Here is a 12328-nt window from a genome sequence, read left to right as displayed (position 1 = left end):
GCAGAAGTTATCAGTAGTGAAGTAAATAGATAAATTGAATCAATGTAAAGTATCTATTTACTAGAAAATAAAAAAACAGAATTTTCAGAAAACTATCAGTACAATCATTCTGTTACAGGATATTACAAACTTTATCGAGCCGAGCTTAATAAAATCCTATTATGATGATAATTAAATAGTTATAACGATTATTCGTGATAAATTATCAATAACTCGTTGGTTTTATCTGTTTTGCTATTTTTCTTATACCATCTTGTGTTCACTTACATCTGTCGTAATCGCCTAAGGCTATATTTAAGTCATATAAAAGGGTACTGACGTGATGAACGCCAATACCCTTTACTCTGCTATCGTTGATCTATTTCTTTTTCACTAATAAAGGCAATAACAGTACTGCCGATAAAAGCGTCGCAATTATCATTGTTATAAAGAAGCCATTCCAACCCGCTGTTTCAATGACTTTCGCAAGTGGATAACCTGATAAGGCGGCACCTAAATAACCAAACAAACCAACAAACCCTGTTGCGGCACCTGCTGAATCTTTATGAGAAGCTTCGGCAGCAGCCATACCAATTAACATTTGTGGACCAAAGATAAAAAAGCCTACAAAAAAGAAGCAGACAGATATCAACATGTATCCCATTTCAGGGAATAGCCATAAAAAGGCAGCGACTACGCCAATTCCGACCATAAAGATAATATTCATTGGTGTCCGGTTTCCTTTAAAAAAGAAGTCGGACCCCCAACCTGCCACTAATGTACCTATAAACCCACCCACTTCTAAGAATGATAATGCTGAGTTAGCTTTAATTAAATCATAGCCATACTCTTCAACTAGATATAAATTAGTCCAATCATTCAATCCGATACGTACTATATAAACAAGGATGTAAGATACGGCTAATAGCCAAACATATTTATTGGTAAAGATATATTGAACTAATATCGGCCAAAGTTTTAATTTACGGCTAGACGCTTCTTGTTGTAATTCAAGCTCATCATTACGCCAATGTCCTACTGTCGGTAATCCCATCGTAGAAGGCTTATCCCTTAAACGTAAACAGACGAATAGCCCAACAATAATCGCGATAATACCGGGTATATACATACCATAACGCCAGCCATAATGAACCGCTAATCCTCCTGCTAAAAGTGGGATTATCGCTCCACCAACATTATGAGATGTATTACAAATCGACCACCATAGACCTCGTTCATTGCGTGAATACCATGAAGTTAATGATTTAGAACATGGTGGCCATCCCCAGCCTTGGAAAAAAGCATTTAACACCCAGAAGAAGGTAAATAACCACAAACTTGAGCTCATCCCAAAAAAAATGTTGATAAACCCTGTTATGATTAATCCAACTCCCATAAAAAAACGGGGATTAGAGGCATCGCTCATTATGCCAGAAGCAAAACGAGAAAAGCCATAAACTAAATAAAAAGCAGTCGTTAATATACCAACATCAGCAATACTAATCCCCAAGTCTTTAATCATTTCAGGCATCACATAATTAAAGCTTTTACGGGTAAAATAATAGGTTGCATATCCGGCATATAGGGCGATCATAATATGAATACGCCAATAACGATACAGCCTATCTATTTCCTGTTTATCAGTGATGGGGGGTTGGTCGGGTAACGTTTTTATCCATCGGAACATAACATTCTCCTCAATAACCATTATTTTTATTGTTAGCTATAAAAACTGGTGTAATACATCTAATGCTTGTTGATGAAGTTCTGTTGTTCCTGCCGCAACCACTGTTTTTCCTGAATGCATAGTCAACGGCTTTCCTTCCCAATCGGTAATTTTCCCACCAGCTCCCTCAATAACAGGAACTAATGCACAATAATCCACTTCCCGCATACCACCACTATCAATACTTAAATCAATACGCCCTGTTGCAAGGCATGCATAGGAGTAGCAAGCCGCACCATAGACCCGCCACTTTGTTTTTGGAATAATCTGTTCATAACCTGCACGATGTTCAGGTAAAACAGGCTCTGTATTACTGGAAGACATGAGAGCTAACTCTAGCTGAGTGCAATTGCGCGTTTGAATTGGGCGACCATTTAAAGTGGAAGGATGACCTTTAACCCCTACCCAACGCTCAGATACGGCAGGGTGCTCGATAATACCAATAACAGGTACTCCGTGGTGACAAAGTGAAATTAATGTTCCATAGATCGGAATACCTGCAATAAATTGGCGTGTACCATCAATCGGGTCGATAACCCACGTAAATTCTGACTCACCAAGCTGGAAGCCATATTCTTCACCTAAAATATTATGTTCGGGATGAAACGTTTGAATAATTTGTCTTATTTCCCGTTCAACATACTGATCAATTTCAGTTACTGGGCTTTCATCATCCTTAGTATCGAAATAAATATGTTCATAAAGTTTATTTTTTCTATGTTCAGTGAGAATATAACGTGCCCTGTCAGCCGCAACATGTGCAGCTTGTAAAAAAATACGATAATCCATAGTGACCTCTCTTTATGTTTATAATTTCTATAACCATCGTCTTTAATGATTAGATAACTAGCTGTTTTTTATTTATTTTTATATTTATCAACGAATGCCTATCGAGCGAAAAACTTACCCTTACTGCTATTCATGTTGCACAACACAATAACCTAACCAATGGCTATGTGAATTTTTTGTTGCATTTATGTTTCAATTTATAGACTGAGGGATTTTAAGAAGATGGTCTTGATGAGTTTCAATAGAAATGGTGCGTAATTCGGCATAACAGCCGAAATTTCGTTTATAAAAAGAGAGGTAAGCAAATGACAGGAGATAAACGAGTCTTTAGGTAACTCACTTAATCAAATATTTTTACTGTTTCGTCTTTCACCCACACGATGCAAAAGAGTGACAAACTCAATATTATTTAGTGCTATTTTTCAGTGACTCTTTCCCTGACCCGCAAAGCGGGTTGACTGGTCAAGTCGATAACATTTCACTTCACCAGTCATCACGCCACTTGTTATGGACGTTCTAAAATTCGAGCCCCCGGCCCTTTACGCCCTAAAATATCATCAGGGTTACGCAGTGGACATTCACTCAGAGATAAACAGCCACAACCAATACAATGGTCTAACTCATTACGTAAGCGAGTCAGTTGCCGGATCCGCCTATCCAACGAGGTTTTCCACTCCGTCGACATCTCTTTCCACTGCTCTGAAGTCAGTTTACTGTTGGCCGGAAACTTACCTAACGCATCTTGGATCTCTTTTAAAGGTATCCCTGTGCTCTGTGCCACTTTGATAATCGCAATATAACGTAATACCACCGACGGAAAACGTCGTTGGTTGCCTTGTGTTCTCGTACTTTGGATCAATCCTTTTGACTCGTAAAAATGCACGGTAGAAACGGGAACGCCAGAGCGTTTAGCAACCTCTCCGACAGTCAATGCCCTTGTAAAATCAATCTTATGCTCACCGTCTCCACGCCTTTTTGTCGTTTTCGTGTTTTTCTCAGCCATTTTTGACTACCTGCTCTTGACCTCAACTTAACTTAAGGTTTTATAGTTCTAGCCACTGAATTTGTCAATTCAGATTATTCCATTCTATTTTCTGCATGAGGTGGTGACAGCGCTTATTTTGTGACATGCAGGCTAACTTGATTTTAAAGGGGATAGGCTATGCCATCGGTAATTGCCAAAATTTTAGAAAGTAACACATTATGGATTATCGCTCGCTTGCTGATATTAATTCTGTTTATTTCATCTGGCTTAGCAAAGGTTTTTGACTATGAAAATAGCCTAGCAGAAATGCGCGCAGCAGGTTTACATCCAGACTGGTTCTTCAACATCGCCTCTGCATTTGTGCTGCTAGTAGGCTCGCTATTAGTACTCTTTAACCGCCTACTTTGGCTTGGAACTGGCGCTCTCGCCGTATTTTTATTCCTGACCATCGTGATTGTTCATACTTTTTGGAGCTATACCGGTGAAGAAGCCAAACTCGCGATGTTTTGGGCTATTGAGCACACCTCTGTCATTGGGGGATTAATGGCTGTCGCCATCGCAGGTCATTTCCGTGATCTTTATTTCGCTGTTAAGGCACAGAAATAGTAGGTATTTATAATGAATAAAAAAACAATTGTCACGCTGTGCTCACTGCTGATTGTTGCTGGTGGTGGCGCAGCGATTTACACCTCCTACGCCCAAGACGGAAAAGACGAACAGGCGGCTTACCAATATCCACCGGTGAAAGTCGCATTAGCACCAGTGACTCAAGACAATGCACCACGCACTTTTTATGGTGTCGGTGAATTAGAGGCTGGCAGCCAAGTCTTTGTTGCGGCGGAAACCAGTGGCCGCATTACCAAAATCAATTTTGAATCGGGTCAACAAGTGAAAAAAGGCCAGCTTCTGGTTCAACTCAACGATGCAGTTGAACAAGCTGACTTAGCTCGCTATCAGGCTCAGTTGCGCAATGCGGCACGTTTGTACGACAGAACCCGTACCTTGGCTGCTAAACATCTCGTTGCAGAAGCACAGGTCGATAGCACTCGTGCGGAACGTGATATCGCGCAAGGTTTGATCCGGCAAACACAAGCGTTGATTGCACAAAAGGCGATCCGTGCTCCATTTGACGGCACTATCGGTATTCGTCAGGTTCACGAGGGTCAATACCTCAGCCCCGGCGAAGCCATTGCAAGCCTCGTCGATACCAAAACATTAAAACTTAATTTTTCCCTTGATGAGCAAGCTGCGCCAGAGTTACATGTTGGCCAAATTGTTGATATTCATGTCGATGCTTATCCAGGTAAAACCTTCCCTGCACGTATCAGTGCCATCGACCCATTAGTGGGTAAATCGCGTACCATCCAATTACAAGCCACGCTTGAAAATAGTGACGGTGAGTTAAAGGCGGGTATGTATGCCAATGTGAATGTCGTACGCCAAGCAAACAGTGAGGTACTAACAATACCTGAAACGGCAGTGACTTATACGGCCTATGGTGACACAGTTTTCATCGCTGAAGGCAGCGGCGAAAAAATGACGGCAAAACAAGTCTCTGTGAAAACAGGCCAACGCTGGGATGGCAAAATCGAAATTGAGCAAGGGCTAAAATTGGGTGACAAAGTGATCACCTCAGGGCAATTACGTCTTAACAATGGCTCCGCCATCACCCCTGTCGCACAAGATACATTAGCAGAATCACCGGTTAAGACCGCTCAGGATTCATAAGGAAGGCGCAATGAAATTTACTGATGTTTTTGTGCGCCGACCCGTTTTGGCGCTGGTTGTGAGTTCATTGATTGTATTGATAGGGTTGTTTGCATTAAGTAAATTGCCTATTCGCCAGTATCCACAATTGGAAAGTTCTACCATTACTATCACTACACAATACCCCGGCGCATCCGCTAAGTTGATGCAGGGCTTTGTGACTCAGCCTATTGCGCAAGCTGTCTCTTCTGTCGAAGGGGTCGATTACTTATCCTCTTCCTCTGTACAGGGCAGTAGCTTAGTGACCGTACGAATGGAGCTTAACCGTGATTCAACGCAAGCACTTGCACAAGTCATGGCGAAAGTTAATCAGGTTCGCTACAAGCTTCCAAAAGAAGCTTATGACCCAGTTATAGAGCTGTCTTCCGGTGAATCTACCGCTGTTGCATATATCGGTTTTTCCAGTACAACCCTTTCTATTCCGGCACTGACGGACTATTTATCTCGGGTTGTTGAGCCGATGTACTCCTCCATCGAAGGTGTAGCAAAAGTACAAGTGTTTGGTGGTCAACAGTTAGCCATGCGTTTATGGTTAGATGCCGATAAACTTGCGGGTCGAGGATTATCTGCCGCAGATGTTGCGCAAGCGGTTCGCCAAAATAACTACCAAGCGGCGCCCGGTAAAGTGAAAGGCGAGTATGTGATTTCTAACGTCTATGTGAATACAGATCTGACTAACGTCTCTGAATTCCAAGACTTAGTCATACGCAACGATGGTAATGGGTTAGTTCGTTTACGTGATGTTGGTACTATAGAGCTAGGTGCCGCAGCCACTGAAACCAGTGGTTTGATGAATGGAGAGCCTGCAATTTATTTAGGCCTATTTGCAACCCCAACCGGGAACCCGTTGGTGATTGTCGATGGTATGAATAAATTGATGCCTGATATCATTAAAACGTTACCACCGAACGTTAAAGTAGAGATGGCATTTGAAACTTCTCGCTTTATCAAAGCCTCAATCGATCAGGTATTCCATACGTTGGTTGAAGCATTATTGATTGTTATTGCTGTTATTTATTTATGCTTAGGCTCTATTCGCAGCGTTATTATTCCTATATTGGCGATCCCATTGTCAATGTTAGGGGCCGCCGCACTAATGATGGCATTTGGCTTTAGTATCAACTTATTAACGTTACTTGCCATGGTGCTTGCCATCGGATTGGTGGTGGATGATGCCATTGTTGTCGTGGAAAACGTCCATCGTCATATTGAGGAAGGTAAATCGCCAGTTCTCGCTGCACTGATAGGCGCTCGTGAAGTGGCAGGGCCTGTGATTGCCATGACCATCACATTAGCAGCGGTGTATGCACCGATTGGCTTGATGTCTGGTCTAACAGGGGCGTTGTTTAAAGAGTTTGCCTTGACGCTCGCAGGCTCCGTGATTGTTTCAGGTATTGTGGCCTTAACTTTATCACCTGTGATGAGTTCGTTTATGTTGAACTCAAAACAGAATGAAGGCCGCATGGCACATATGGCGGAAAAGTTCTTCGCTTTCCTCGCTCATTACTATACCAAAGGGCTGAATTTCTCACTGAGGCATCGTTGGATCACCAGCATTATCGCGGTATTTGTCTTCATCAGCTTACCTCTCCTGTACCAATCAGCCCCCCGTGAACTCGCGCCGGTTGAGGACCAGTCTGCCGTATTGACGGCAATTAAGTCACCCCAACACGCTAACTTAGAGTATGTAGAGCGTTTTTCTCATAAACTGCATGATGTGATGATGGAATTGCCTGAGACGGAAAGTACTTGGATCATCAATGGCACAGACGGTATCTCATCAAGCTTTGGGGGAACTAACCTCACCTCATGGGAGAAACGAGATCGCCCTGCTTCTGCCATTCAATCAGACTTACAAGCTAAAGTAGGTGACGTTGAAGGTAACAGTATCTTTGTCTTCCAGTTACCGGCTCTACCTGGCTCTACAGGCGGTTTGCCAGTACAAATGGTGCTGCGTAGCCCACAAGGTTACCCCGTTTTGTATAAAACCATGGAAGAGATCAAGCAACAAGCTCGTGAAAGTGGATTGTTTATGGTCGTAGACAGTGATCTTGACTACAACAACCCTGTGGTTGAAGTCAAAATTAACCGTTCCAAAGCCAATAGTCTTGGTATCAGCATGCAAGATATCGGTGAATCACTCACATTATTGGTTGGTGAAAACTATATTAACCGCTTTGGTATGGACGGACGTTCATATGATGTGATCCCTCAAAGTGTACGCAGCCAACGATTAACACCCGATGCGCTTGCTCGTCACTATGTCAAAGCACAAGATGGCACAATGATCCCGCTATCAACAGTTGTTGAGATCAATACGCAAATTGAACCGAACAAGTTAACTCAGTTCAATCAGCAAAATGCGGCGATTTTCCAAGCTATCCCTGCACCGGGCGTCACATTAGGACAAGCCGTTTCTTACTTAGAGAGTATTGCTAGTGCACTACCCGCAGGTTTCAGCCATGACTGGCAATCTGATTCGCGCCAATATAAGCAAGAAGGCAATACCCTCGCCTTTGCGTTTATGGCGGCGCTCATCATCATTTATCTGGTTCTTGCTGCACAGTATGAAAGCTTAGTCGACCCACTGATTATTTTAATCACCGTACCGTTGTCAATTTGTGGGGCATTAATTCCTCTCGCCTTGGGATATGCCACCCTCAATATTTATACCCAGATTGGCTTGGTGACGCTCATTGGCCTCATCAGTAAACACGGTATTTTGATGGTGGAGTTTGCTAACGAATTACAAGCTCACGAGAGCCTCGACAAGCGCCAAGCTATTTTGAAAGCCGCTCAAATTCGTTTACGCCCCATTTTGATGACAACTGCCGCGATGGTGATTGGCTTAGTTCCCCTGTTATTTGCGACAGGTGCGGGCGCAAACAGCCGTTTCGGTCTGGGCTTAGTGATTGTCACAGGTATGTTAGTTGGAACCCTGTTCACACTGTTCGTTTTACCAACCATTTACTCATTGCTTGCACGTAATCACAGTGCAACCGCATTAACACCAAGGCGTTATGAGCTTGCCGAAGCGAACCGCCTGCTAAAAGAAGATGAGGAGAAAGCGTCATGAACCACAGCATAACGAATCGTCATTCGAAAAATAGTCGAGGTATCAGTGGCAACGAAATGAGTACGATGAACAATAGCTTTGCTATGCTAATGATTTATCATGGGCTAACAAGTAGCGAAGCTAAATCCTCGCATGAAAAAGAGGTACCAACCTTCTATAAGGCCACGAGATAGCCTAAATACATAATCAGCCGCATAGTCACTATGCGGCTTTTTTGTTGAGCATGCGATTATTTTCGGCCCTCATAGAGGACTAAAACTAAATTCCCCTCTCGAATAATAATCGGTTTCCCCGGTAACGAATTTAATATCCTATCTTGCGTGCCTTCAACAACGACCGCAACATCCTGATAATTATGTTGCTCTAACAAGGTAGGTAACTGATCTAACCGATAGAAGCGGTTTGCTGCATCTGGGTATTTCAACCCATAACTCAGTTCACCACTTTGGTGGAGCATCGTAATATCACTACGCTTTAAAACCCATGCGAGTGCCGTACCTAACCCCACATTATTCGTCAATAAATAGGTTTTATTCGATAGCTGAGGGCGATATTTTTCGATGAGCTTTTGTGGCGTATTATTGCTGGCGATATGATTTGGGATCACATACCCCACACTGAGGCTCAATACCAAAGTACATGCCGCTGCCCACGCCCAAAAACGTCTGCGATATGAAATGATGCCAATCACGCCCCAAAATAAAAATGCGCTTGCTGCAAGTAACCGCTTATTATCTTCATCTGCCGCATAAATATCGAGTTGCCCAAAGTAAGGTAAAAAGAAGATTGCCGCTGCCGTAAATAAGCCAATACAAATATTGATAATGGCATTCAGGCGGATGACGCCAGTCTGTTGTTGTTGCTGTATCTTATCAATATACGCGGCCATTAAGATCGCAACGGGGGCAATACAAGGCAAAATATAGGTCAGTAACTTCCCTTTCGTAATACTAAAAAAGATGAAAGGAACTAAGAACCACAGCAAGAAATAGAGATGTAGCCCTTTTTGGCGAACACTGTTTATCAGTGAAGCAAAAAAATAGCCCAGCCAAGGTAATACTGCTGCAAGCATTATTGGAATATAAAACCAGAAAGGTGAACGGTTTTGGGCGTTCTCTGACATAAAGCGCTGCACATGTTCCACCCAAAAGAAATAGCGCCAATAATCTGGCTCGCGACTAGCAATCATGATGGCCCAAGGCAAGCAGACAATAAACATGCTGCACAAAGCCACAAAGGCAAAGCAGAAAACTTCCTTAAACTGTTTATAGTAAATTGACGTTAAAAAAATCACTAAGCCTGGGATGACTAAAACCAAAAAGCCTTTTGTCATCAGCCCCAATCCACCTGCGATACCTAATAAGATAAAGGCGGTTAGCTTTTGTGAAAAAACCTGTGTTGTTAGCCCCCACTGATAAAAGAAAATCGCCATTGTGATAAACGCGGTCAATATCGGGTCAAGGATATTGTATGTTCCCATCGCGAGTATCATGAGCATTGAGAGGTAAATCAGTGTGGCATTAAATGCAAGATCGGCTTTTTGCCATGCCCTTTTTGCACTGAGATAAACAAACAATGCACTGATTAAGGTGCTAAAAACAACACCAAGCCTAACGGAAACGTTGTTCTCACCAAACAGCATTTGAAAAAATGCGTTTACCCAATACCCAAAAATGGGCTTTTCAAAATAACGAATATTGAGAAGTTCAGGTACGCTCCAGTTATAACTTAGAATCAATTCTCGACTTATTTCAGCATAACGTAACTCATCAGGTTGCCAAAGAAGCCGCCCCGGAAGAGGAATAAAATAAGTGAATAATACAAACCCAAATAGCAGGCACCACTTAAGGTAGGCAACCTTATTATTTGCCATAATCATGTTTCTCAACCATTCTTTCGATAAATGTTTAATAATAATTAGATATAAACCTGAATATTATTGTTCACCTTAAAGTGACATAACATCGGGCTATTATTTAGCTTTAATCAGGTTAATCACACTATTATCATCAGTGTGAGTAAACCTCATATAAACAAATAAAAAATTAATTTGCCGTTCTTAAACAATCAATAAATAAATATAAAATAAAGTGTTAACGCACATTTCAAGCTTTTCGGTAATGTAAGACTGGAGTGGTTTAAAATAGTTCAACGTTAAAACATTATTCCATAAAATATTTAAGACATAATCATTCGTTTAATTACTTTCTTAATTCGATAACATCAATTAACGATGACAAATACCCATCAATGGAGTAATAGACTTAAATAAAATAAAGCGATACAAAAAAGCGATTATCGATAAATATTGTATTATCAATAATCGCACATATTAAGTAGCTTGATTCAGTAGATGGCTTTATTGCGCAGCATGCAGCGCTTGTTCAAGATCCGCCAAAATATCATCAATATGTTCAATACCAATAGAAAGGCGGATCATGTCACGTGAAACACCCGCTTTCGCTAATTCAGCATCGTTAAGCTGGCGGTGGGTCGTTGAAGCCGGATGGCACGCCAATGATTTAGCATCACCAATATTGACCAGCCTGACGATTAATTTTAAAGCATCAATAAAACGCGCCCCAGCGTCCTGCCCACCTTTAATACCGAACGACATAATACTGGCAGGCTTGCCATTCATATATTTTTGCGCCAACGCATGCTCAGGGTGGCTAGGCAGCCCCGCGTATTTCACCCAAGCCACTTGAGGGTGTTTTTCCAAAAACTGTGCGACTTTCAACGCATTCTCTGTATGGCGCTCCATACGTAAAGCCAACGTTTCTAGCCCTTGTAAAATCAAAAAGGCATTAAATGGAGAAAGCGCGGCACCCGTTCCGCGTAATGGTGCTACGCGGCAGCGAGCAATAAAAGCTGCCGCACCAAAATGCTCAGTATAGCTAACTCCATGGTATGCAATATCTGGCTCAATCAATAACGAAAAACGATCTGCATGCTCAGTCCAAGGGAACTTACCTGAGTCTACGACCATTCCGCCAATAGAAGTGCCATGACCGCCAATATATTTAGTCAAGGAATGCACGACAATATCAGCACCATGTTCAAATGGACGGCATAAATAAGGCGTTGCCACCGTGTTATCCACAATTAGAGGCACACCATGGCGATGAGCCACTTCCGCTAATGCCGCAATATCGACAATAAACCCAGCAGGGTTAGTGATAGATTCGCAAAATACGGCTTTGGTTTTATCATCAATCAGAGCTTCCAAAGCGGCTAAATCATCATGTTCTGCAAAACGCGTTTCGATACCAAAACGAGGTAGTGCATGCGCCATTAAGTTATAAGTACCACCGTACAATTTGGCAACCGAAACAATATTATCGCCCGCTTGTGCGATAGTTTGGATAGCATATGTAATTGCCGCCATCCCAGATGCTACAGCCAGCCCAGCAATCCCGCCTTCTAAGGCGGCAACGCGTTGCTCTAAAACATCATTGGTAGGGTTCATAATACGGGTATAAATATTTCCTGCGACTTTCAAGTCAAACAGATCTGCGCCATGTTGTGTATCATCAAAAGCGTAAGACGTTGTTTGATAGATAGGGACAGCAACCGCTTTGGTGGTTGGATCGGGTGAGTAGCCGGCATGAATCGATAATGTTTCTAATTTCATTTGTTATCCTTATTATGCCGCAGTAAACAATATGACCTGATATAGCATATCTGTATTTACTACGTATCTGTTATATCAATAGATATTATCTAATTGTATTAAGCAGACAACCCATCTCAATGTGAAATTATTTCACATAGCTGAATATCCTATTGATTAACAAGGGCGAAGGAGTAACGCCGTGTCATTCGTGATTTATTAAGTGCTTAATCATAACTTTAAAATATAAAAAGCCTCTTTTAATTTGTTAAAACAGCCGCGACCTAGCAATCACAAAGATTAAAAAAGAAATCAAAAAGGCCCCTAATGGAGAACGCGAAAAGCTTAGCGTTTACTAGATGGAAGTGTGAATATCCTATTATTTTTCACCGA

The 12328-nt window shown here is 42.0% G+C and carries 9 protein-coding genes; 4 read left to right on the top strand and 5 right to left on the bottom strand.

Translation table 11 applies throughout. From position 1 onward, the window contains the following. Window positions 1-358: 358 nt before the first annotated feature. The 3 genes from uhpC to soxR form a co-directional block, all read right to left on the bottom strand. Window positions 359-1666 carry an MFS transporter family glucose-6-phosphate receptor UhpC gene (uhpC, locus tag I3B46_RS02210; protein ID WP_036942056.1) on the bottom strand — a complete coding sequence of 436 codons (1308 nt, stop codon included), beginning with the start codon at window positions 1664-1666 and terminating at the stop codon, window positions 359-361. A 36-nt stretch (window positions 1667-1702) separates the two neighbouring features. Next, on the bottom strand, window positions 1703-2494 hold the full coding sequence (locus tag I3B46_RS02205; protein ID WP_004926017.1) for an inositol monophosphatase family protein: 792 nt from the start codon (window positions 2492-2494) through the stop codon (window positions 1703-1705). A 505-nt stretch (window positions 2495-2999) separates the two neighbouring features. Beyond that, complete coding sequence (soxR, locus tag I3B46_RS02200) at window positions 3000-3497, bottom strand: redox-sensitive transcriptional activator SoxR (RefSeq protein WP_004926014.1); 498 nt, start codon at window positions 3495-3497, stop codon at window positions 3000-3002. Window positions 3498-3656: 159 nt separating this feature from the next. Here soxR and I3B46_RS02195 point away from each other — a divergent pair, with 159 nt between their 5' ends. Genes I3B46_RS02195 through I3B46_RS02180 form a run of 4 tightly spaced genes read left to right on the top strand, consistent with a single transcriptional unit; the run spans window position 3657 to window position 8495 of the window. Next, window positions 3657-4085, top strand: a complete 429-nt coding sequence (locus I3B46_RS02195; RefSeq protein WP_004926011.1) for a DoxX family protein — start codon at window positions 3657-3659, stop codon at window positions 4083-4085. 12 nt (window positions 4086-4097) lie between these two features. Continuing rightward, window positions 4098-5207 carry an efflux RND transporter periplasmic adaptor subunit gene (locus I3B46_RS02190; protein ID WP_004926007.1) on the top strand — a complete coding sequence of 370 codons (1110 nt, stop codon included), beginning with the start codon at window positions 4098-4100 and terminating at the stop codon, window positions 5205-5207. Window positions 5208-5217: 10 nt separating this feature from the next. After that, on the top strand, window positions 5218-8322 hold the full coding sequence (locus tag I3B46_RS02185) for a MexW/MexI family multidrug efflux RND transporter permease subunit (RefSeq protein ID WP_163761903.1): 3105 nt from the start codon (window positions 5218-5220) through the stop codon (window positions 8320-8322). After that, entirely contained in the window at window positions 8319-8495 is a 177-nt protein-coding gene (locus I3B46_RS02180; protein ID WP_004926002.1) for a hypothetical protein, read from the top strand. Before I3B46_RS02185 ends, I3B46_RS02180 begins: the two co-directional genes overlap by 4 nt. A 56-nt stretch (window positions 8496-8551) precedes the next feature. On the opposite strand, the gene arnT is transcribed toward I3B46_RS02180, so the two are convergent. Together arnT and I3B46_RS02170 are read right to left on the bottom strand one after the other, a co-directional pair. Next, window positions 8552-10201, bottom strand: coding sequence for a lipid IV(A) 4-amino-4-deoxy-L-arabinosyltransferase (gene arnT, locus I3B46_RS02175; RefSeq protein WP_104873030.1), 1650 nt, complete (start codon window positions 10199-10201; stop codon window positions 8552-8554). A 480-nt stretch (window positions 10202-10681) separates the two neighbouring features. Further along, complete coding sequence (locus tag I3B46_RS02170) at window positions 10682-11956, bottom strand: bifunctional O-acetylhomoserine aminocarboxypropyltransferase/cysteine synthase (protein WP_004925996.1); 1275 nt, start codon at window positions 11954-11956, stop codon at window positions 10682-10684. Window positions 11957-12328 lie beyond the last annotated feature (372 nt).

Origin of the sequence: Providencia sp. 2.29, assembly GCF_015832305.1 — a bacterium.
Classification (GTDB): domain Bacteria; phylum Pseudomonadota; class Gammaproteobacteria; order Enterobacterales; family Enterobacteriaceae; genus Providencia; species Providencia stuartii.
The sequence above is the reverse complement of the archived record's forward strand: the minus strand, read 5'-3'. Positions and strand labels throughout refer to the sequence as shown.

Excerpts from the sequence above, each read along its gene's own strand:
- I3B46_RS02180 (WP_004926002.1), top strand. The coding sequence starts at position 8,319 with ATGAACCACAGCATAACGAATCGTCATTCGAAAAATAGTCGAGGTATC.
- I3B46_RS02170 (WP_004925996.1), bottom strand. The coding sequence starts at position 11,956 with ATGAAATTAGAAACATTATCGATTCATGCCGGCTACTCACCCGATCCA.
- soxR (WP_004926014.1), bottom strand. The coding sequence starts at position 3,497 with ATGGCTGAGAAAAACACGAAAACGACAAAAAGGCGTGGAGACGGTGAG.
- uhpC (WP_036942056.1), bottom strand. The coding sequence starts at position 1,666 with ATGTTCCGATGGATAAAAACGTTACCCGACCAACCCCCCATCACTGAT.
- I3B46_RS02190 (WP_004926007.1), top strand. The coding sequence starts at position 4,098 with ATGAATAAAAAAACAATTGTCACGCTGTGCTCACTGCTGATTGTTGCT.
- I3B46_RS02205 (WP_004926017.1), bottom strand. The coding sequence starts at position 2,494 with ATGGATTATCGTATTTTTTTACAAGCTGCACATGTTGCGGCTGACAGG.
- I3B46_RS02195 (WP_004926011.1), top strand. The coding sequence starts at position 3,657 with ATGCCATCGGTAATTGCCAAAATTTTAGAAAGTAACACATTATGGATT.
- I3B46_RS02185 (WP_163761903.1), top strand. The coding sequence starts at position 5,218 with ATGAAATTTACTGATGTTTTTGTGCGCCGACCCGTTTTGGCGCTGGTT.
- arnT (WP_104873030.1), bottom strand. The coding sequence starts at position 10,201 with ATGATTATGGCAAATAATAAGGTTGCCTACCTTAAGTGGTGCCTGCTA.